Here is a 21833-nt window from a genome sequence, read left to right on the forward strand (position 1 = left end):
CTGTCATGGTCGATTTATAAAACAAGGTAACAATTGAATATTGCTACCTTGTTTAAAATATTTTCTCTATTTAAAGATATTTGTCATCAAGACATTATTTAATTTTTGCTTTACCCTTAAGAGCGCCAGCTCCATCAAGATATTGCGGGTCAATTTGTCCTTTTGCAATGTTAGGTCCATGGCAAGCAAAACATACTGCGTTGTTTGTGAATTTCTTTAAAGAAGAACCTTTAACACTTACATCTTTCATATATGATTCTGCTTTTTCTTGAGACCAGCCTTTTCCTCCGTCTGCAACTGCCTTCGTATAATCTGCAACTTTATTTCCTACTGCATCCATCATAACTGTAGCATCGGTACCGTGTGCATAGTGACAAGCAGCACAGCTTCTACCCTGGCTAGCGCTATTAGTGGTATGTGTGTATGTGTCATGTGTATGTGTTGCAGTGATTGGTGAACCTGTACTTGGTTTTCCAGGCATTGGGTTTGCAGATGAACCTACATTTCTCTTAGCAAAATAATCATCGTGACATGCTCCACAGAATTGAGAATAGTAGATTTTATCATTCACACCATTGTAACTAGCTAATCCCTTAGGACCATTAGATTTTGTAATTTTTAATCCGCCAGTACCTGTTATAGCGTTAAGTTCCGCGTATGCAGGATCTTCTTGTAAATCAAGAACGATAGTTTTGGTTCCTATTGGAGCAGGTGTTTGTACACCATTAACTAAAGAAGTAGCAAATGCTTTTCCAGCAACCGTTTCATTTAATAGTCTGTCATTAGCTGAACCGTGAGGATTATGACAGCTAGAACATTCTAACTCAGCTGTAGAATTATTCAGATATTTACCAGGGGCACTTCCTACTTGGATAGATGAATCCACATTGTGCATAGAAGAGCTTAAGTGTGAATCATCAAAAGTACCTGCACCGCTTCCTTTTGTTACATCATAGAAGCCCATTGTGCCATCATGGCAAGACATACAAAGATCGTATTCGCCTTCCTTCATTAATAACATTTCGTCTTCCCCGTTGTGTGTACTGTGACAGTTTGCACAAGAGTTGGTATTGTTTTGGAAGTTACCATGTGTTTTATGTGTACTTTGGTTACCGTTGTTATCAATTTGACCAACATGGATTCCAGGTGCTGGGTTCGTTGAGGTTGGAGGAACTCCATCCTCTGCAAAGGCCACAGCACTGAATATGCCTAATAAAATAAGCATAAATACAGTTGATAAACCCAATCTTATCTTACTCATTCTTAAAACCTCCCAAATTTCTCTCTTTTTCTCTAATTTAATATCGAACTATAAGGTTAAGCTGCGATTTTTTTAGTATCACCTCCTTATTAGAAAAGGGAATTAATAGAAAACGGATACCCTTTGATTAACTGTATCTGTTACAAATAAAGTATCTCGATCGTCAATATACAGACCATTCGGGAGATAAAGCTTATCATTTTCGGTTCCCATTCCACCTAATTCAAATAAATGTTTCCCATCTTTATCGAAAGCTGAGATATTGTGGGCAAGGTTATTTACGACATACACATTTCCTTTAGAGTCGACAGCCACTCCTCTCGGATTAAGGAAGGTCGGATCCCCTTTGCCATCTTCAGAACCGTTAATAATTTTGATAAATTTACCGTCTTTATCGAAAATTTGAACTCTATTATTCCCGGAATCTGTTACATATATTTGTTGATCACTATCAACTGTGACAGCATTTGGTGCGATGAATTTTCCTTCTTCGGCACCAGCTCCACCTATTTCCATTACTTTCTTTCCATCTAAATTAAAAACAAATAATTTATTTGCCTTAATATCGGTAACATAGAGCTTACTATCGATTATTCGAAGTCCGCCAGGTGATTGAAGAACTTTCTTTTGATCATCAAAGTATTTAATGAACTTACCTTTTGAATCAAAAATAGAAATATTGCCATTGTACAAATCGGCAACATAAATGTTGTTATCCTTATCTCCAGCGATTCCATAAGGAAATTTAAATTCGCCTTTATTTGTTCCTTCTTTACCAAAGTTGAATACAGAAGTACCGGACTGATCAAATACTTGGACCTGTTTGTTATTTGTATCACTCACATAAACGAATTCCCCAATTTTTACAACATCCATTGGTTTGTTAAGTGGTTTGTTAAACTCACCATATAATGAATTCGTATACACTGGCGGTCCGCTCGGATCCACTTTTGCAACAATCGGTTTTATTGACGACTCTAAATTTAAGAAATAGACTGCTGCAAAAAAGGCAACAGAAAGTGCGACAATACTACTCATCAATATATAAACGGTTCTCTTTTTCAAAGTGGTCAGCTCCTTCTATTTGTTGTCTTTGTCCTTCACAGCGATTCTCTCCAAGCCTTCAGATGCAGGTTTATAAAGCGGGTCATAGTTTAAAGCCTCTTTGAAAAATTTCTCTGCTTCTTTTTTATTACCTTGATCTTCTTCCACTCTGCCAATTTCGGTAATGATATCTGTGTTGGTTGGCATTAACTTTAGGGCTTCTTTTAGTGATTTAGCAGCTTCGTCATACATCTTTAAATCACGGTATACCATACCTGACAATAAATGCGCCTTAAAATTACGTGGTCCTAACTCCACTGCTTTTTGGGCCTGCTTTAATGCATCGTTGTATCTTTCTTCATCTATATACACAAGTCCGAGATTGAAATAAGCTCCAAAGTATTTGCTGTCAAGGTCGGTTGCAACTTTCATCTGCTTTATCGCATTATCGTTATCACCTTTTATAAAGTAGGTGTAGCCTAAGTTTACTCGGTGTTCTGGATTATTCGGTTCAGAATCTACTAATCCTTTATAATAATCTAACTGCTCATCAATCCTTTCTTGACTTGCATTAGACCATATATATTTGTCACTTATATAATAGCCTCCACCCACACTAACTAATAAAGTTGCAGTTAGAAGCAATGTAGCTTGTAATTTTGTAAAATACTTTTTCTTCTCTTTCTTCAATTTCGTTCTTTCATTCTTTTCCGGTTCTGGATTGATCGGCAGCTCTCTAGCTTCCATTAATATCCACCTCGAATTTCCTTTGTTTTTTCGAATGACCTCTGATAGACTTGTTCGAAATGTTAAGAACCCTATTAAACTCCTAATCAAAGGTAATGATAAAATAGTAAACAACTACTTATGACACTTTTCACAACTGACTTTAGCGTGGCAGGTGTAGCATCTCGCAGATGGCTTCTTTACTCCTTCTAACGAAATCGGATGGTTAACCTTCCAACTTGTCTTTTGACTATGTTTGCTTGGATGACAGGATGAGCAGGTAACTTGGTTTCCACCTGTTGCATTCGACCTTTTCACTTCATGGCATGCTTGACATGATTCTTGGTTTTTATTAGCGATTTCCCCATGGCTATTAAAGAAATTACTATTATGGCTTGCTGGTCGTTTGCTATGGCAATCCTTACAAAAAGTATTCTCTTTTGCATAGTTATAATGATTCTTTTGTTTTACTTGATCATTATTAAGAAAACTATCAATAACTGATACATCTTCATACCCTTTTAGCGGTTCCTTTGACATGTCACTATGACACTGGTTACACTTCATTAGATTCTCTGCAGCTTGTTTGCCATGTGTTTTGGTTTTAAAATCCTCTGCTTTATGGCTTTTTGGAACCATTCCAGTTTTGTGACACGCTGAACATTCAATCGTAACTTTACGAGCCTTATGACAATCTATACACGTGTCCATATCCGGGCGGGTGAATTTTAAATCCGCCATGGCGGAGGTGCCTGTTTTACTGTCCCATTTTTCATAATCCGTTTGGAAAGTCATTTTTCGATCAGCTATTTTGCCGTGAGCTATCCCGTTATGACACTGAATACATTCAATCTCTTTGTTTTGATGTTTATCATGAGGGATGATAATGTCCCCAGATGCTGTGACATCACGTTTTGAAACATCATGACAGGACTCACACGCACTATCAGGTATTTCCTTTGGCATTCTAATAGGAGCTGTGTAGGTTTGTGTCGCTTTTTTATACACCTGCATAAGTCCGTTTGCTTTCGCTTTTGCATATTCTTCCGTACCTGAGCCTATATGACACTTAACGCAATCCACTTCACTATGTGTGGACGCCTTCCACGTATAATACTCCGGCTTCATCTCATGGCAGGAGGAGCAGAAACTCGAACTCGAGGTAGTTTCTACTCCTATTAGTCCCAGTGAGAAAAAGACGACGATAAATAGCAGTGCTACTGTTAAATATTTATATACTTTGTAGCGAGTCCGTGGAGGGGAGGTCTTGTCCTTTTGTTCTTCTTCCATTATTTCCCTCCTCTTGAACATTTTCTTCTTATTTCTTATCATCTTTAAAGCCAGTTCTATGGCAGTATTGGCAGTAAACATCAGTTGGTGCATTTGCATTGGTTGTGTCTGCTTTTGGTTTTTCACGGTCATGACAGACGAAACATTCCGCTTTCTGATCACTGGTTTTCGCTTTGGATGCATGAGAAGTTAACCATTGATTACTTTCACCATGTCCATCAGGACGATCTGAGTGACAGGCACTACAGAATTTGTTAGTACGTGCTTGTTCTTTTGCAAGTGTAACGTTTGGTGTGTACTTCACATTTTGATTTCCCATTTTAAGAAGAGATACGATATCTTCTTTTGGTATTTCCCTAACCCATTTTGAATCTTGATGGCAGTTCATACACTTTTCAAGTTGTTGAACAGCAGTACTGCCATGATTATTGCCCCAATCCATATTTTTGTGTGTTTTAGGAATTTCAGTTTGTTTGTGGCAAGTTTCACATTCCATCGAAACCTTAACATCTTTCTTTTGCTTTCCGATTGCTTGTAAAATAATATCTTGTGTCTTTGTATCATGTGTTGCAGCTGCTGCCTCCGCTGTTTCTCCTTCAGAAGTTGATTCTGCAGCAGTTTCTTTGGTGGCTTCTTTATCTTTTTCTTCGAGTTTTTTCTCTACTTCTTCAGGATTAACCGGAACGTTATAAGCTGGATCTTTCCAAGGCTTTTCCCCGTTATTTACTTTGTCATGGCAGTCAATACAAGTACCCATATTTGGACTCAAGTATTTCTTTTCCATTAATTTTTCAGCACTTTCCTTCGTCCATTCGCCGCGTACTTCTTCAACGTTGATTCCTCGGGTTGCCATCTTCGCGTGAACCACACCGGCATGACAAGTAATACAAGGGATATCTTCTTCGATATGACCTTTATGGTTTACTTTTAGGTCTCCGGATGCTGTAACTAGGCGGTTCTTCGAGTGACATTGTAAACAGTTCTCATTGGAAACCGCTTCTTCCTCGGTTTGAACGATTTGTTCAGGTACACCAGTAACATGGTAGTATACTTCTTTCATAGACTTCATTTTATGAGTAATCATGTTGGTGAAACCTGGCTTGATATGACACTGTACACAAGAAATCTGATTGTGGGCACTTGCAGTAAACGTTGAATATTCAGGTGCCATTTCATGACAGCTTGCACAGAAAGTAGGTGAGTTGGTCATGGTGAGAACTCCATATCCTCCACCAAATACAACGATACATCCTACAAGTGAAACAAATAATAATTTCCATCTGTTCACCGGGTTGCTCCAATCAATTCCTCGAAACTTTCTCCATAAGCCACGAATCAGGCCTGCATTTTTTCTATCTTCTCTACTTTCGGGATCTTTATCTTTATTTTTTTCCCCCCAAATGGCCACTTAACTCACCCTTCCCATTTTGGATTCTCTCTCTATTTATTTTCCATTTTAACCTCTCTAAAGGTAGTATCTAACATTGTAAGAGTATATTCCAATGTACAATTTGTGAATAATTTTTCAAACAAACCATATGAGTATTTATCACTAAAAACAACAAATAAATGTTGTTATCTCAATGATATTTAATACTATAGCAATGTTGTTTACTCTGTATACATTTGTATAATTATTAATTTTATAGACTCTTTATACATCTTTCAGCCTTTATTAGAATTTGAATTTTTAGTTGAAATACATTCTCAAAATCACGTCATATATCTGACATATTTGACGAAAAATCGAACTTATGGAAGTCCAAGCTGAAGTGATTGACTTGGAAGAAAATATAATAGATGATTGTACGAATCTTGTATCCTTCTATCATTGTTGTCACTGTATTGTGGAAATGGTAAGATAAAAAAGGAAAATAGCGAATATTCTTGAATGGATTTTTAAAAAATAGTGTATTAGTCTCGATAAAAAGGAGCGTTCATCAGATATGGGGATTTTAGATAAAGTGTTTGACTTGAACAAGCGTGAGCTGAAGCGCCTAGACAAGCTTGCGGTGAAAATTGACGCAATGGCTGCGGAAACAGAAAGGTTAACCGATGACCAGCTGCGCGAGAAAACGGAAGAGTTCAAGTCCCGCTATCAAAACGGGGAATCATTAGATGATCTCCTGGTTGAAGCATTTGCCGTTGTCCGTGAAGGTGCCAAGCGTGTACTCGGTTTATATCCGTACCATGTTCAGTTAATGGGGGGTATTTCTCTTCATGAGGGGAACATATCGGAGATGAAAACAGGGGAAGGTAAAACGTTAACTGCGACCATGCCAGTTTATTTGAACGCACTTTCTGGTCGAGGTGTTCACGTTGTTACGGTCAACGAATACTTAGCAAGTCGTGACGCCGCCGAAATGGGTGAATTGTATCAATTCCTTGGTTTAACGGTTGGCTTAAATTTAAATAGTATGGATAAGGAAGAAAAACAAGCAGCCTATGCTGCTGATATTACGTATGGAACGAACAACGAGTTTGGTTTCGATTATTTACGTGATAACATGGTCCTATATAAGGAACAAAAAGTACAGCGGCCACTTTTCTTCGGAGTGATTGACGAGGTTGACTCGATTTTAATTGATGAAGCACGTACACCGTTAATTATCTCAGGGTCAGCACAAAAATCGGCTGTCCTCTATATTCAAGCCAATGGCTTTGTAAAGATGCTTTCAAAAGAAACAGATTATACGTACGATGAAAAAACGAAGGGCGTAATGTTGACCGAAGAAGGAATTAGTAAAGCTGAGAAAGCTTTTGGCATTGATAACCTATTCGACATGTCCCACGTAACCTTAAACCATCATATTAACCAAGCCTTAAAAGCAAATGTCAGCATGCATCTTGACGTTGACTATGTGGTCCAAGACGGCGAAATTGTCATTGTTGACCAGTTCACCGGGCGTTTAATGAAAGGCCGTCGATATAGCGAGGGATTACACCAAGCTATTGAGGCGAAAGAAGGCCTTGAAGTTCAAAACGAAAGCATGACCATGGCAACAATTACGTTCCAAAACTACTTCCGGATGTATGAAAAATTAGCAGGGATGACCGGTACTGCAAAAACGGAAGAAGAAGAATTCCGTAATATTTATAACATGAATGTTATTGTTATTCCTACGAATCGCCCTATTGCCCGTGATGACCGTCCAGATTTAATTTACTCTTCTATGAATGGTAAATTCCGTGCCGTTGTTGAGGATATCGCGGTGCGTCACCAGCAAGGACAGCCTGTACTTGTGGGTACGGTGGCGATTGAAACGTCTGAGCTTATCTCCAATTATTTAGTGAAAAAAGGGATTCGCCATAATGTGCTAAACGCAAAAAACCATGAACGTGAAGCTGAGATTATTGCCGAAGCTGGACACAAAGGGGCCGTCACCATCGCAACGAACATGGCTGGACGCGGGACGGACATTAAGCTCGGTGAAGGGGTATTAGAATTAGGAGGACTTGCCGTCATCGGAACGGAGCGTCATGAAAGCCGACGGATTGATAATCAGCTGCGTGGACGTTCTGGACGTCAAGGGGACCCAGGTATTACTCAGTTTTATTTATCCATGGAAGATGAACTGATGCGCCGCTTTGGGTCAGATAATATGAAAGCAATGATGGAACGACTTGGCATGGATGATACACAGCCAATCCAGAGTAAAATGGTATCAAGAGCGGTTGAATCGGCACAAAAACGTGTTGAGGGCAACAACTTTGATGCTCGTAAACAACTCTTGCAATATGATGATGTTCTTCGTCAGCAGCGTGAAATTATCTACAACCAGCGTGATGAAGTACTAGAGTCTGAAAATCTCCGTGACATCGTTCAAAAGATGATTTTAAACTCCATCGAGCGAAATGTCGATGCTCATGCATCACGTCATGAGGATGAAGAAGAATGGAATCTTGAAGCCATCATCGATTTTGTGAATGCCTCCCTTCTCAATGAAGGTGACATTACCGTGGATGACTTGAAAGGAAAAGAACCTGACGAAATCCGCGATACGATTTTTGCAAAAGTCAAGGAACGTTACGATGAAAAAGAGGAGATTCTCTTCCCTGAGCAGATGCGCGAATTTGAAAAGGTTGTAACGCTTCGTGCGGTGGATTCCAAATGGATTGATCATATTGATGCAATGGATCAGCTTCGTCAAGGAATTCATTTACGTGCCTATGGTCAGATTGATCCGCTTCGTGAGTACCAGCATGAAGGATTTGCGATGTTTGAAGCGATGGTTCAATCGATTGAAGATGAAGCGGCTATGTACATCATGAAGGCTGAAATCCGCAACAATCTTGAGCGCCAAGAAGTTGCAAAAGGTCAAGCGGTGAACCCAAAAGAAGACGGTGAAGCCGTTAAGAAAAAGCCAAAAGTAAAGCAAATTGATGTAGGCCGTAATGATCCATGTATTTGTGGCAGCGGCAAGAAATACAAGAACTGCTGCGGGGCAGGAAAATAAGATTTTGTTTTGATAGGCCGGCGATCATATATCGCTGGCTTTTTTGTTTTTGATTGTGAGAATTGTAGATATGCGGCAACTATTTGTGGGTATATTCTGAAAATTGCGGATACCATTCACGGGATTGTGAGTAAATTTCAGTAATTTCCGGTTATCCACATGGGGATAACTTTCATATGGACTCTGGATGAGAGCGGTTAGTTTATTGGAATAATTGAAATTTATGCCCACTCAAAAAAACGCCGCTCCGTTTAAGAGCAGCGTTCAACTTTATATATGTTTAGTGTGCCTCGATTAAACCATAACGGCCGTCACGGCGCTTATAAACAACGTTTGTTCGGTTTGTATCTGAATTGGTAAATACATAGAAACTATGGCCCAACATATTCATCTGCAAAATAGCTTCTTCACTATCCATTGGCTTAAGGTCAAAGCGCTTTGTACGAACTAATTCTAAATCATCCTCATCTAAATCATGCACTTCTGTGTTTTCAGTTGTTGCAAATGTAATTGGAAAGTCGCCTTTTTCTCGGAATTTACGGTTTACCTTTGTTTTGTGCTTGCGAATTTGGCGCTCTAATTTGTCAGTTATCAAGTCAATCCCAGCATACATATCAACATTTGTTTCTTCTGCACGAAGAACAAGTTGTGGCAGCGGAATCGTTACCTCTACTTTAGAAGTTTTATCTTGATTGAATCTTAGATTCACATTTACCTTTGCATCAGGTGCTTCTGTAAAATAGCGTTCCAATTTTGCGATCTTCTTTTCTACATACTCTCTAATTGCTGGAGTTACCTCAATGTTTTCACCACGAACGTTATAATTCATTTGTGGATTCCTCCTTTAGTTAAGGCTATGTATTAACATTTCTATTTTACCCTATGATTATCCTGCTAAATCAGAACAAAAATTTTGTCGATTTATTGACAAAAACAAAGGGAATATAGTGACAAGGATTTACATGACCTTTGACATCAACAGGTGATTTTTACTAAAATGAATGTTTATTCAATATTATTTTAATCCTTATTGGGACAACTATCCAGTCAGAAGCTCGCTACAAAGTAAAATGAACATTCAACCGAATTGATGGATTAACTATCGAGCAAGTGTCAGAGACTGAATGCTGTCTGCGCCTGCCTCCTTCAATAGTTTGGCAGCATGCCTTAGTGTGGAGCCGGTTGTGTAAATATCATCGATTAGGACCACTTTTTTCCCTATTACATTGACATCCGGTTGAACCTGAAAGACTTGCGGAAGATGGATTCGCTCCGCCCGGGATTTTTTCGATTGCTTTTCAGAGTGGACACGGCTGAGGAGCCGTGCAGGGGAAAAGCCTGCTTCAATGAGAAGGGCCTCTGCTTGATTAAATCCCCGCTCATATTGCCGTTCGTCACTTAATGGGATAGGTACCAGCTGGTCTGGGGATAACTCGCCTAGCTTCCCCTTGAAAAGTTCCGAAAATATCTTTGCTAATACATAATCACCGCGAAATTTAAACGTTGCAATAACTTCTTTTAAAAAATCATTATAGAGGAAAAAGGAATGATTTTTTAAAAGGCTTCCTTGCCATTTCGGATCTTCCTCCCATCTAAAGCAATCATGACACATATCCCCATTGCGAAGGTGATCATTTATTTTGGAAAACGGCCGGCAGCATATTCGACATTGGTCCCCTTGAATTGGTTCTAATTTTCCTTCACAGACAGGGCAAATATGATGTTCCTTATCAATGGAGAAAATAGCTTGCCATCCGATGCTTGGCACAATCATTTCATGGCAGATTAGACAGCGGTTTTGATGGAATAAATTCATTTTTAAAACTCCTTTTTACTTGTTGAGTAATTCCCTTTTAATCCCTTCCCGGTTCATTCTGACGATTTGCTCTCGTGCCCTCACCATCTCCTCGGTTTTTCCATAATGAAAATAAGTCACTACCCCCTCTGGATAATCCTTGCTCCTCCCTGCTCTTCCAGCAATTTGGACAAGGGCGCTTTCTGAAAAAACAGCATCTTCAGCCCCTACCACGGCAACATCAATGTTGGGAAAAGTTACCCCTCTTTCAAGAATAGTCGTCGTCAAAAGCAATGGGATTTCTTTGGAACGCATTCTTTGCACCTTCTCTTTACGGTCAGGGTCTTCGGCATGGACTGCTTCTATGGATATAGCCAATTGGCGTAAGTGAGGAAGGGCTTTTTCCATTAAAGGGATATGTGGAAAAAACACTAAGGCTTGCTTGTTTGCATGAATCCGCTCAGTAATCCAGCGGAGGACGTTGTTCGGAAGCTTATTTTTTTGGAGCTTCTTTTGCCAATTACCACACCATTCAAATTCGGGGACTGGGAGTGGATGGCGATGGAAACGCGCTGGAATTGTGGTAAATGCTCGTTTTCCTGTCCGGCATTCTCTTTGCCATTTTTGATTGGGTGTAGCAGTAAGGTAAATCATGGCGGAGGACGACTTTCGAGCCTGGATAGCGGCATACTGAAGCGATTCCTCGACTGTATACGGAAAAGCATCGACCTCATCTAATATAATGGCATCAAATGCCTGGTAAAAGCGGAGCAGCTGGTGTGTGGTTGCAATAGTGAGGGGTGCATAGACATGGCGGTCCTCACTTCCACCATAAAGGGAGGCAACTTTTATTTCCGGAAAGGCGGCTTTCAATCTGGGTGTAAGTTCTAAGACGACATCAGTCCGTGGCGTGGCAATGCAGATTCTCTTTTTAGCAGCAAGTGCGGCCTCAATTCCGGCGAAAAGGACCTCAGTTTTTCCTGCCCCGCATACCGCCCAGACTAAGTGTTCTTGATTTTGTTGAATAGCGCTGGTCACATGGTCAGATGCCACCTGTTGCCCCTTAGAGAGCGTCCCCTGCCAGTGTTTAATGGTTGCTGGAAGTTGGGTGTCAGGCACCGGACCATTCCAGCCAATGAGCACAGTGCATGCGCTGATCCTTCCCATCATAATGCAATGGCGGCAATAGAGGCAGGTGTCTCCACATCTTGAGCATGGGTAGGAGGCAAACCAGTGCGGCTCTTTATTGCCGCAACGGGCACAAACAGGCTTTTTCGCTTCATAGTAGATTCCTTTCCGGTAGGTGATATAGCCATTTTCGTAGTGGGTTTGGATTTCAGCGAAGGGGATTGGGATATCATCTGGGAGGAGCTGTTTGCCAGAGAGAAGCTGCTGCAGATCAGGATTGTAGGAGAAGGTTGGATTGAGCGGCGGCTGAGGGATACTGGGCAGTTTAGAAATTGGAAATGAGTCTTCTTGTGTGGTGGTTCGTATTAATAGGTTATTTTTTATTTTAAAGCGCACTGGGTCACCTTCTCTGGATTGAGATAATAAATACGATCTTTTGTTTTTCCTGTTGTTTTCAGGTCTAGTTTATGAAGTTGTTTTTGTGTGGTATGAATGGTTGAGAGATGCAGGAAGGCTCTTGCCTCTTGGTTGGTGATCGTTGCCTTGTAGAGGTAGAAATAGTGACTGAGGTTTTTTAGAATGACATCATCCGAGATAATATGACAAGCGGGGCAGCTCCATCTCCCTCTTTTGTAATTCATCGGAATATAGTTGCATTGTTCATTGGGACAGCAAACACCACTGCGTATATCCTTTTCTGTTAGATTGTATTCTTTTAAGATGTTAATAGGCTTTGGGCTGTGTTGATTCAAGAGTAAGTTTCCAATTTTAGTCATTGTCTCATTATCAATCCTTTCGTGATTATATCGTTGTCCCATGCCCTCAATCTTATTAAAGAGGTCTCTTCCTTTGCATATTTTGGAGAAATCCGTTTTGTCTCCGGAATTAGTTTTTAGAATTGTACTAGTACTTTTGAAAAAAATTAAGGTATCAACAGGGAGTAGATTGCAATGGTTTTTGATTAACCAATTGCGCACGAGGGATTGAAGTCGTTGACATTGGACTCGCGGGTCCTCGAAGGATTCCTCTGTTCCATCTTCATGTGTTCGGATCAGTTGTTTGAAGGTATTATCAAATGTTAACGTACCCAGGATGTTTTTGGCTTCGATGATAAGGATGTAGCTTTGAGAAAGTAGAAGGGTGTCTATTTGGAAGTGGATACCATTATATTGGAGTTGAAGGTCATGGAAGATGTGGTATTTATCTTGTGGAAGTTCTTTAACATAATTTGCTAAGGCAACTTCGCCCCAGTATCCAGCCCATCGTTTCGCTAGGTCTTTTTCAATTTCTTGAAATTTTCTGTGGCCAATAATGAGACGTAATTTTAGGATTTCTGTTAAAAACAGTCTTTGGGGTGGGGTTAGCTTTTTCATGATCAAAGTATTGGTCAGCTCCTTTATAGTTTTTGAAAAATTTCTACAAAATTTGTTTGATTTCCTGCTTAACAGTGGGAATTTTTTATGGATATGTGTCAGTTTGATGACTTTGCTAATATGGTTGGGAGGATTTCGCCGACTTGGCCTGGGATTTCGCCGACTATTGGCGTTATTTCGCCTAACTGGGGATGGATTTCGCCGATCTCGGAACTTATTTCGCCGAATCTCATAATGATATCGCCAAACCCTTATTTGATTACCTATCTTAGATATCTCGAGTCATATTTTTCGGCTTGAACTCGTACCAAAGGATTTCGCCGACTTGGCCTGGGATTTCGCCTGCTATTGGCATTATTTCGCCTAACTGGGGAGGGATTTCGCTGATCTCGAAACTTATTTCGCCGAATCTCATAATGATTTCGCCAAACCCCTATTTGATTACCTATTTTAGAGATTTCGAGTCATATTTTCCGGCTAATTTTTCGGCTTGAACTCGCTGGGAGGATTTCGCCGACTTGGCCTGGGATTTCGCCGACTATTGGTGTTATTTCGCCTAACTGGGGATGGATTTCGCCGACTATTGGTGTTATTTCGCCTAACTGGGGATGGATTTCGCCGATCTCGGAAATTATTTCGCCGAATCCCAAAATGATTTCGCCAAACTCCATTTTAATGGCTCACAACACCCATCCTTCCACCACCCCCAAAAATAAAAAACCATTCCGGCCCAAATGACGGAATGGCATCTAACTTATTTACTTATCTAATTTTTTCATCCAGCCCAGGCCCATGGCTCCTTCGCCGAGATGGGTACCGATGACGGCGCCGAAGTAACTGATTGTAAATTCGACATTAGGATACATGGCTGCCAGCTCATCTCGCCACTCCTTGGCTTCTTCCTCACGATTGGCGTGGATAATGACAGCTTGATAGCTATTGCCGCTAGAGGCATCCTCATCAAGAAGGTCAACGATTCGCTTCATCGCTTTCTTACGGGTGCGGATTTTTTCAAATGGGACAATGACTTTGTTTTCGAAATGGAGCAGTGGTTTCACCTGAAGGAGGCTGCCGATAAAGGCTTGAGCACTTGAGAGGCGTCCCCCTCGTTGCAGGTGAGCTAAATCGTCCACCATGAAATAGGCCCGGGCCGTCATTTTTAAAGCTTCTAAATGAGCCATAATCGTTCCAGGATCCTCACCCTCAGATGCCAATTTTGCTGCCTCTATAGCGTAAAAACCTTGCACCATGCAGCTGATTTCTGAATCAAAAGGGTGCACTTCAATGCCCTCAATCATTGAACTAGCAGTGACCGCCCCCTGAAACGTACCGCTGATTCCACTGGAAAGATGAACGCTAATGACTGCATCATGCTCCTTCGCAAGGCTCTCAAAAAGCTCAACAAACTGGCCAATGGGTGGCTGAGAAGTGGTTGGCAGCTCTTTCGACTTAACCTCTTCGTAAAACTGACCCCATGTAATATCCACTTCTTCGTGGTAAACCTCGTTTCCAAAGATGACATGTAACGGGATCATATGTATATTCCATTTATCACGTAGATCCTTTGGGATGTACGCAGTACTATCCGTGACGACAGCTGTCTTCATAACAAAATACCTTCCTTATCTTTTTACCTACTATATGGTATTTTATCTGAAACAAAGTTAAATTGCATTAATTGGTCAAACAAAAAGAGCATACTTTTAAAATGCAAAAGCATGCTCTTAAAAACCCGATTACTTTACTTCGACCCAGCCATTTTTAATAGCGACAACAACGGCTTGGGTGCGGTCATTGACGTTCATTTTTTGTAAAATGTTGGAGACGTGATTTTTAACTGTTTTTTCGCTAATGAATAAAGCTTCGCCAATACCACGGTTGCTTTTTCCATCGGCAAGCATTTGAAGAACTTCGCATTCGCGGCGTGTCAATAAATGCAACGGTCGGCGAATTTCCATCGTTTGCAGGTAAGCCCCGCCACTGCGAGCGACGCCCGCTGCCAGTTTACGGTACTCGTTTACTAAATTATGAGTAACCTTCGGATGCAAATATGATCCGCCGTCAGCGACCACTTTGACCGCTTCTATTAAGGCATCCGCATCCATTTCTTTTAATAAGTAACCAATGGCACCGGTTTGTAAAGCATGGGTCACATAGTTTTCATCATCGTGAATGGATAAGATAATGATCTTTGTGTCAGGATATTTGTCGACTAATTCCCGCGTAGCCTCGACACCATTCACTTGTGGCATATTGATATCCATGATCACCACATCAGGTTGGAATTCTTCTACTAATCTTAAAGCTTCGCTTCCATCATCACCCTCAGCGACAACTTGGAACGATTTTTCAAACTCTAGTATTCTTTTAACGCCTTCTCTAAATAGTTGGTGATCGTCTATAATGACAATTTTCGTAGTCAATTGTAACGCCTCCTAATCCTTCTAATTTCGAAATTTTCTCCATTAACGGTAGGTTCATCGTTTTCTAGTTAATTAATGGTACTCGAATCAGTACAGCGGTCCCCTTACCTATTTTTGAGTCAAAAGTAAGTTCACCTTCAAGCAGGTCAACCCGCTCACGCATTCCAATCATGCCAAATGACTCAGGTTTCTTTTCTGTGATATCAAAACCGATACCATTGTCCTTAATTAAGACGGTAACAGATGCATTGGTTATTTCTAACCTTACTTTGATTTCACAGGCATTGGCATGTTTTAATGCATTTTGCACTGATTCCTGTATCATCCGAAAAAGCGCGACTTCGTACTTAGTTGGAAGCCGGCGCTCTAGTCCGATATTCACAAAATCAATTTTCGATTGGTTATGATATTCTTCGATGGTTCGCAGGTATTTTCTGAGGGTAGGGACAAGACCTAAATCATCTAATGCCATCGGACGAAGGTCATAAATAATTCTTCGGACTTCATAAAGTGCCGAACGGACCATTTTTTTAAAGCTGCTGACTTCAGAAAAAGCCTCATCCGCGCCCTTTTCCTTATAGACACGTTCAATTAAATCAGAACGCATAATGACATTAGCAAGCATTTGAGCGGGGCCATCGTGGATATCCCGTGAAAGCCGCTTACGCTCCTCTTCTTGTGCTTCAATGATTTTTAATCCAAAATCCTGTTTAGCTTTTGCATGTTCGAGTACTTTGCCAACCTGCTTTAGATCACTGGTCAAGTAATTCATCACAACAGAAATTTGCGATATCAATTGGTCGGCACGATCAATCGTTTCGTCCAACCCTATCAGACGATTTTCAAGGTCTGCTCTTTTATCCAATAGCTGCTTTTTATATTGCCAATTAATAGAAAGATCCATTTGCAATTGATGGGCCTTTTCATAGGCATCACGGACCTCTTCTTCCGAGTAATTTTTAAAATTCATACTGACTTCTGACAGCATGCTCCGTGCTTCAAGGACTTGCTTTTCAAGTTCCTCGCCTTCAGTAGTGAGTTTTACCATCATCTGCTTAATATTGTCTAATTCATTGATCATGTTTTCATAATCTTGACGGCATTGCTCACCTATCTGGAAGATGTCACTTTTTGAGCAAGTAACGGTTTCAATCATTTCTTCACGAATTTCATCAATTGATTTCATATTGATTTGCTTAATCTTCATACACATTCCTCCGATAAGAAAAGCAATAAGCGTTTGAACGCTATGGCTAAACAATATTCTAATTTCAAACAAATGATTTCATTATCTTTGGATTTTACCTCAATGTCTTGTAACATATTTTACATTGGATTGAATCAATTTGCTAATCTTATCATACACGTTACCATTAATTTAAGTAAAAAGTAGTAGTATAATAGAAATGCCACTATCTGCCCATAAAACAGATTTCCACTACTTTTATCTGTTTTATTATAACATGGATATTTTACTGCCATATTAAAGTTATATTACACCATTATGAAATTTAGAAAGGAGTGCACTGAATTTTGCCTCGATATCATACCGTAAAACAAGCCGGTGAACATGAAATTATTATACAAAAATCACGATTTATTGCCCATGTCCAAAGAACGGAAACTGAATTGGACGCTCAAGAATTCATCCAAGCTTTGAAAAAAAAATATTGGGATGCTACCCATAATTGTTCAGCCTATCTTATTGGTGAGAATGATCAAATTCAAAAAGCCAATGATGACGGAGAACCAAGTGGTACAGCAGGAGTACCTATACTTGAAGTTTTGAAAAAAAGAAAATTGAAGGATACCACAGTTGTCGTTACCCGTTACTTTGGAGGAATTAAATTAGGGGCCGGCGGCCTTATCCGCGCTTATGGGAAATCCGCATCAGAAGGTCTGGATGCAGTCGGAATCGTCGAAAGAAAGTTGATGCAGATCTTCTATATTACTATGGATTATTCTTGGCTTGGAAAGATTGAAAACGAATTAAGATCTTCCAGTTATATACTTAAAAATATTCAGTACCAAGAAAATGTCGATTTTGAAGTATTTGTGGAAGAGGAGCAGCAACAGGCATTCACCGAATGGATGATTGAATTGACAAATGGACAGGCCGAGATCACAAAAGGAGAAATGACCTATCTAGAATGTGATATTTAGGCATTTCTCATCTCTCACTTTGTCCAAATGCAGGAAATTTCAATTTACAAAAAATTTCAATTTACCAATCTCCATAAATATTATAAAATAGAGTAGATTTTCAACAAAAGCTGACATTTTTCTACTTTATACTAGGAGGCAATCTATGTCTATCAATAGACAGGTTTATAAAAATAAGAAAAAAGGTAAGAAAAAGCGAAAACGAATTTTGCTATGGATCATTATGCCGATTCTATTATTGATTGTCGGTGCAACAGCATACGGCGGATTTCTATATAATAAAGCCGAATCAGTCATGAATAAATCCTACAAGCCGATTGAGCGTGATAGCAAACAGGCGAAGAACGTAGAACTTGAAAATACGTCAATCCTATTTATCGGTGTCGACGATAGTGAAAAAAGAAAGGCAAGCGGCAGTTCTCGTTCCGACGCACTAATGCTGGCTACTTTTAATAAAGAAGAAAAATCTATTAAACTATTAAGTATTCCACGTGATTCCTATGTTCATATTCCCGAAAAGGATATTTATACAAAAATTAATCACGCTCACGCGTACGGCGGTGTGAAACTTACACTTGAAACAGTAGAAGAATTACTTGATATTCCTGTCGATTATTATGTAAAAATGAACTTTAACGCGTTTATTGATGTCATCGATGCCCTTGATGGTGTCGAAGTAGACGTCCCGTTCACCTTCTCTGAACAAGATTCCGAGGATCATGCTAAAGCCATTACCTTGGAAAAAGGCTTACAAGAACTAGATGGTGAAGAAGCTCTTGCATTTGCACGGACCAGAAAAATTGATAGTGATATTCAGAGAGGAATGCGCCAGCAGCAAATCTTTAAGGCGATTCTCGCAAAAGGTTCATCCCTTAAATCGATTACTAATTACACCGATGTTATGGAAGCAGTCGGAAAAAACATGTCAACCGATTTAACGTTTGATCAAATGAAATCATTTATTAGCTATGTCCAGGCTGGATCTGGAATTGATGTTGAATCGATGTCACTAAAAGGATCCGACTCCTATATTGACCATATTTATTATTACCAACTTGACGAAGCTGCTTTAGAAGAAACAAAATCTAAACTGAAGGCACACCTTAACTCAACAACAACAGCAAGTTCGACAGAAACAGAATAAACCAAAGAACCCGGATCTTTAAAGGATCCGGGTTCTATTTATTTTTTGTATAAATTTCAAGTAAAAGAAAACAATAAAAGGGTAATCCACAGTTGTGATTCACCCTTTTAATAGTAACTATTATATTATCTGTTTTTATTCAGAATCCCCATAATGCGAAGGAGCGGCCGATAATTTTTATTGATTAATCCAAGCGTTTCAACAAAGAGCTCAATCGCCAAAACGATTATGGTCATGATTAAGATCGAACCCCATACGGTTGTGATCGTAAAAATAAAGGCTGCAAGACCAAACATGGCACTCATTGCATAAATTAACAGAACCGTTTCGCGATGTGTAAAACCTAGTTCTAGTAAGCAATGGTGTAAATGGGATTTATCTGGAGCTGCTAATGATTTCTTATTATAAATACGGCGGATGATAGCAAAGAATGTATCCGAAATGGGAACACCTAAAATAATGATCGGAACAACAAACGAGATTAAGGTTACATTTTTAAAACCGAGCAAGGAAAGAACTGAGATCATATAACCAAGAAAAAGCGCACCGGAATCACCCATAAAAATTTTAGCTGGATGAAAATTATAGATCAAAAATCCTAACGTGCTGGCAAGAAGGATTGTCCCCATTGCGACTACATATCCATTCCCCATCACAATCGCCATCCCGGAAATAGTGATAAAGGCAATCGAGGAAACACCTGCGGCCAAACCATCCAGACCGTCAATCAAATTAATTGCATTCGTAACGCCCACAATCCAGATGACTGTGATTGGAATACTTAAAACCCCAAATTCTAAGTAGCCGTTAAACGGTAGGTTAATAAACTCTACTTCCACCCCGCCCCACATGACGACGATCAGTGCGGAAATGATTTGTAAGGAAAATTTGACCTTGGCTGACAATTCATAGATATCATCTAACATACCAGTAAGTAATATAATAACTCCCCCAGCAATAATGGCTGCATGATAGGGACTATTTGGTTGGAGAATTAATAGACCGAAAAGGAAACTGATATAAATCGCTAACCCGCCTAATCGCGGCATAATCTTAGAATGTACTTTGCGCTGATTAGGACTGTCCGTTGCTCCTAATTTAAAAGCCAACTTTTTGACAATTGGAGTAATTAAAATGGAGCATAAAAAACATAATATTAAGGTCAGATATAACATAAAGACCCTCCCTATTAGTATAATGCCCCATTAATAAATTTTAGAAACAGGCACATATTTCTAAGTACACTACAACGACCCTATTATAGCACACCCAATTTTGCTTTGGTATAAATTAATAAATTGTTGGAAAATTTCGACTACAAGCAAATAATTAGACTAATCAACGTCAATATCTTCTCTTATAATGTAAGACGTATGACTGCTACAAAAAGTTACATTTTTTTAATCGTCAGTTCTATTCCTGGTAAGTTTTACTTTGAATATTGTTGATAAAAATCTAGGGATGGCAAGCATTCTTCTCCACCTTGAAGGCTGAGTAATCAAGCGATAAAACCATTCGAGATTTATTTTTTGCCAGATTCGCGGGGCACGTTGGACTTCGCCAGCGAGCACGTCGATGCTTCCCCCCACCCCCATAAATAACCCCTTTGAAAAATGTGGGAGATTTTCTGTAATCCATTTTTCTTGTTTAGGAAAACCCAAGGCAACAAAGATAATATCCGGACCTTTGGCTTTAATCTCAGAGGTAATTGTGTTTTTCTGCCAATCAAAAAAACCATGATGACTACCTGCAATATGTACCTGGTTAAATTGCCTTTGGATATTTGTAAGAGCTTTTTGATTTGTTTCTTCCTTTCCACCTAAGAGGTAGATGCTCCAATTTTTCTTATTCGCCTCCTCCAGAAGTCGAATAGTTAAGTCATATCCCGTGACACGCTCATAAATAGGTTGATTCAATATTCTCGAGGCAATAATAATCCCAGCACCGTCAGGGACAACGATATCAGCGGATTGAACAATCGTCTGATACTCTGGATGATCTTTTGCATACATAACAATTTCCGGGTTTGCCGTTACGATGAAGTACTTTTTTTGGTCGTGAATCGCTCTAATTAGTAATTCCACTACTTCATTAAATCTTTTATTTAAAAAGTCAATCCCTAATATATTAACCAAATTAGTTTTCATATTTAGAATCCTCTTAACATTTTTCCTCTAATTTATTTATGTAAAGAAAACTCGCCCACTGGCGAGTTATTTAGATTGTGGCTAAGCCCCTTTGTTTTTGCATTACTTCTTCACGGAATTTTTTCTGTTCTACATCAGTCATTGATTTATATTTCTTTAAGAAGGTTTCGTATTTTGGAATAACCTCTTTAACAGGACCAAATTCTTTTATTTCTCCATACTCAAGCCAAACTGCCTTTTCACAAAATTCCTTTATCTGTCTCATGGAGTGACTAACAAAGAAAATCGTTTTTCCCTTTTCTTTAAAATCAAACATCTTTTTCTTGGATTTTTCAGCAAAAACCTGATCTCCTACTGACAAAGCTTCATCAACGATGAGAATATCAGGATTTACAGTAACAGAGATAGCAAAACCAAGACGGGATTTCATCCCGCTTGAGTACTTCTTAACCGGCTGGTCAATAAATTTTCCAATATCGGCAAAATCAATGATTTCCTGTTCCATATCTTTAATCTCTTTCTTTTTGAAACCAAGCATCAAACATTTTAATTCTATATTCTCCCTGCCTGTTAATTGATTATCAAGACCCGATGAAATTGCAATGATTGAGGTAGTTCCTCTTGTGATGACCTCGCCGGAACTAGGAGGAATCACCCCTGCAATAATATTAGACAAAGTCGACTTCCCGGAACCATTCACCCCAACCAGACCAATTACATCCCCACGATTGGCGGTAAAGGAGATATCCTGAAGCGCATAAAAATCTTCTCCATACCCTCCTGGTAAAATAACATCGAGAAGTTTTTCTTTTGGTGATCTATGCATTTTATACTTTTTAAAAACATTTTTAACATTTACTGTTTCATTCATTTGGATTCACC

The 21833-nt window shown here is 39.5% G+C and carries 18 protein-coding genes and 1 pseudogene; 3 read left to right on the forward strand and 16 right to left on the reverse strand.

The features are described 5' to 3' along the window. Positions 1-94: 94 nt before the first annotated feature. From FS608_RS19420 to FS608_RS19440, 5 genes are all read right to left on the reverse strand, one after another. Positions 95-1261, reverse strand: a complete 1167-nt coding sequence (locus tag FS608_RS19420; protein ID WP_144554106.1) for a cytochrome c3 family protein — start codon at positions 1259-1261, stop codon at positions 95-97. Between the two features lie 102 nt (positions 1262-1363). Next, on the reverse strand, positions 1364-2326 hold the full coding sequence (locus FS608_RS19425) for a 6-bladed beta-propeller (protein WP_144554108.1): 963 nt from the start codon (positions 2324-2326) through the stop codon (positions 1364-1366). A gap of 15 nt (positions 2327-2341) precedes the next feature. Continuing rightward, positions 2342-3052, reverse strand: a complete 711-nt coding sequence (locus FS608_RS19430; RefSeq protein ID WP_144554110.1) for a tetratricopeptide repeat protein — start codon at positions 3050-3052, stop codon at positions 2342-2344. A 114-nt stretch (positions 3053-3166) separates the two neighbouring features. Continuing rightward, the gene (locus tag FS608_RS19435; protein ID WP_144554112.1) at positions 3167-4321 is read right to left on the reverse strand and encodes a cytochrome c3 family protein; all 1155 of its coding nucleotides are present in this window, start codon (positions 4319-4321) and stop codon (positions 3167-3169) included. 28 nt (positions 4322-4349) lie between these two features. Then, on the reverse strand, positions 4350-5729 hold the full coding sequence (locus tag FS608_RS19440) for a cytochrome c3 family protein (protein WP_144554114.1): 1380 nt from the start codon (positions 5727-5729) through the stop codon (positions 4350-4352). Positions 5730-6267: 538 nt separating this feature from the next. On the opposite strand from FS608_RS19440, the gene secA reads away from it, so the two are divergent. Then, positions 6268-8778, forward strand: coding sequence for a preprotein translocase subunit SecA (gene secA, locus FS608_RS19445; protein ID WP_144554115.1), 2511 nt, complete (start codon positions 6268-6270; stop codon positions 8776-8778). Positions 8779-9058: 280 nt separating this feature from the next. On the opposite strand, the gene hpf is transcribed toward secA, so the two are convergent. The 8 genes from hpf to FS608_RS19485 form a co-directional block, all read right to left on the reverse strand. Further along, positions 9059-9607, reverse strand: a complete 549-nt coding sequence (gene hpf, locus FS608_RS19450; RefSeq protein ID WP_144554116.1) for a ribosome hibernation-promoting factor, HPF/YfiA family — start codon at positions 9605-9607, stop codon at positions 9059-9061. A gap of 270 nt (positions 9608-9877) precedes the next feature. Beyond that, a complete protein-coding gene (locus FS608_RS19455; RefSeq protein ID WP_144554117.1) occupies positions 9878-10594 on the reverse strand; it encodes a ComFC family protein in 717 nt (238 codons plus the stop codon). A gap of 15 nt (positions 10595-10609) precedes the next feature. Further along, positions 10610-12097 carry an ATP-dependent helicase ComFA gene (locus FS608_RS19460; RefSeq protein WP_144554118.1) on the reverse strand — a complete coding sequence of 496 codons (1488 nt, stop codon included), beginning with the start codon at positions 12095-12097 and terminating at the stop codon, positions 10610-10612. Continuing rightward, positions 12082-13074, reverse strand: coding sequence for an NERD domain-containing protein (locus FS608_RS19465; RefSeq protein WP_144554119.1), 993 nt, complete (start codon positions 13072-13074; stop codon positions 12082-12084). Before FS608_RS19465 ends, FS608_RS19460 begins: the two co-directional genes overlap by 16 nt. A gap of 464 nt (positions 13075-13538) precedes the next feature. Next, entirely contained in the window at positions 13539-13745 is a 207-nt protein-coding gene (locus tag FS608_RS30870) for a hypothetical protein (protein ID WP_144554120.1), read from the reverse strand. A gap of 87 nt (positions 13746-13832) precedes the next feature. Then, a complete protein-coding gene (locus FS608_RS19475) occupies positions 13833-14681 on the reverse strand; it encodes a DegV family protein (RefSeq protein WP_144554122.1) in 849 nt (282 codons plus the stop codon). A 129-nt stretch (positions 14682-14810) separates the two neighbouring features. Continuing rightward, positions 14811-15497 carry a response regulator gene (locus FS608_RS19480; protein ID WP_144554124.1) on the reverse strand — a complete coding sequence of 229 codons (687 nt, stop codon included), beginning with the start codon at positions 15495-15497 and terminating at the stop codon, positions 14811-14813. 64 nt (positions 15498-15561) lie between these two features. Then, entirely contained in the window at positions 15562-16704 is a 1143-nt protein-coding gene (locus FS608_RS19485) for a sensor histidine kinase (RefSeq protein ID WP_144554126.1), read from the reverse strand. 323 nt (positions 16705-17027) lie between these two features. Here FS608_RS19485 and FS608_RS19490 point away from each other — a divergent pair, with 323 nt between their 5' ends. Next, positions 17028-17660, forward strand: coding sequence for a YigZ family protein (locus tag FS608_RS19490; RefSeq protein ID WP_144554128.1), 633 nt, complete (start codon positions 17028-17030; stop codon positions 17658-17660). 145 nt (positions 17661-17805) lie between these two features. Next, the gene (locus FS608_RS19495; RefSeq protein WP_144554131.1) at positions 17806-18804 is read left to right on the forward strand and encodes an LCP family protein; all 999 of its coding nucleotides are present in this window, start codon (positions 17806-17808) and stop codon (positions 18802-18804) included. A gap of 125 nt (positions 18805-18929) precedes the next feature. On the opposite strand, the gene FS608_RS19500 is transcribed toward FS608_RS19495, so the two are convergent. From FS608_RS19500 to tagH, 3 genes and pseudogenes are all read right to left on the reverse strand, one after another. Beyond that, a complete protein-coding gene (locus FS608_RS19500) occupies positions 18930-19979 on the reverse strand; it encodes a glycosyltransferase family 4 protein (protein WP_144554133.1) in 1050 nt (349 codons plus the stop codon). Between the two features lie 225 nt (positions 19980-20204). Further along, positions 20205-20951: a WecB/TagA/CpsF family glycosyltransferase gene (locus tag FS608_RS19505; protein ID WP_144554135.1), complete on the reverse strand. Its 747-nt coding sequence runs from the start codon at positions 20949-20951 to the stop codon at positions 20205-20207. 85 nt (positions 20952-21036) lie between these two features. Beyond that, a pseudogene (gene tagH / locus FS608_RS19510) lies at positions 21037-21822 on the reverse strand (teichoic acids export ABC transporter ATP-binding subunit TagH); the annotation flags it as partial. Between the last annotated feature and the right edge of the window lie 11 nt (positions 21823-21833).

The organism is Bacillus sp. X1(2014), assembly GCF_007678255.1.

Coding starts and splice junctions, on each gene's coding strand:
- FS608_RS19420 (WP_144554106.1), bottom strand. CDS start 1,261: ATGAGTAAGATAAGATTGGGTTTATCAACTGTATTTATGCTTATTTTA.
- FS608_RS19430 (WP_144554110.1), bottom strand. CDS start 3,052: ATGGAAGCTAGAGAGCTGCCGATCAATCCAGAACCGGAAAAGAATGAA.
- FS608_RS19435 (WP_144554112.1), bottom strand. CDS start 4,321: ATGGAAGAAGAACAAAAGGACAAGACCTCCCCTCCACGGACTCGCTAC.
- secA (WP_144554115.1), top strand. CDS start 6,268: ATGGGGATTTTAGATAAAGTGTTTGACTTGAACAAGCGTGAGCTGAAG.
- hpf (WP_144554116.1), bottom strand. CDS start 9,607: ATGAATTATAACGTTCGTGGTGAAAACATTGAGGTAACTCCAGCAATT.
- FS608_RS19455 (WP_144554117.1), bottom strand. CDS start 10,594: ATGAATTTATTCCATCAAAACCGCTGTCTAATCTGCCATGAAATGATT.
- FS608_RS19465 (WP_144554119.1), bottom strand. CDS start 13,074: ATGAAAAAGCTAACCCCACCCCAAAGACTGTTTTTAACAGAAATCCTA.
- FS608_RS30870 (WP_144554120.1), bottom strand. CDS start 13,745: ATGGAGTTTGGCGAAATCATTTTGGGATTCGGCGAAATAATTTCCGAG.
- FS608_RS19475 (WP_144554122.1), bottom strand. CDS start 14,681: ATGAAGACAGCTGTCGTCACGGATAGTACTGCGTACATCCCAAAGGAT.
- FS608_RS19485 (WP_144554126.1), bottom strand. CDS start 16,704: ATGAAGATTAAGCAAATCAATATGAAATCAATTGATGAAATTCGTGAA.
- FS608_RS19495 (WP_144554131.1), top strand. CDS start 17,806: ATGTCTATCAATAGACAGGTTTATAAAAATAAGAAAAAAGGTAAGAAA.
- FS608_RS19500 (WP_144554133.1), bottom strand. CDS start 19,979: ATGTTATATCTGACCTTAATATTATGTTTTTTATGCTCCATTTTAATT.
- FS608_RS19505 (WP_144554135.1), bottom strand. CDS start 20,951: ATGAAAACTAATTTGGTTAATATATTAGGGATTGACTTTTTAAATAAA.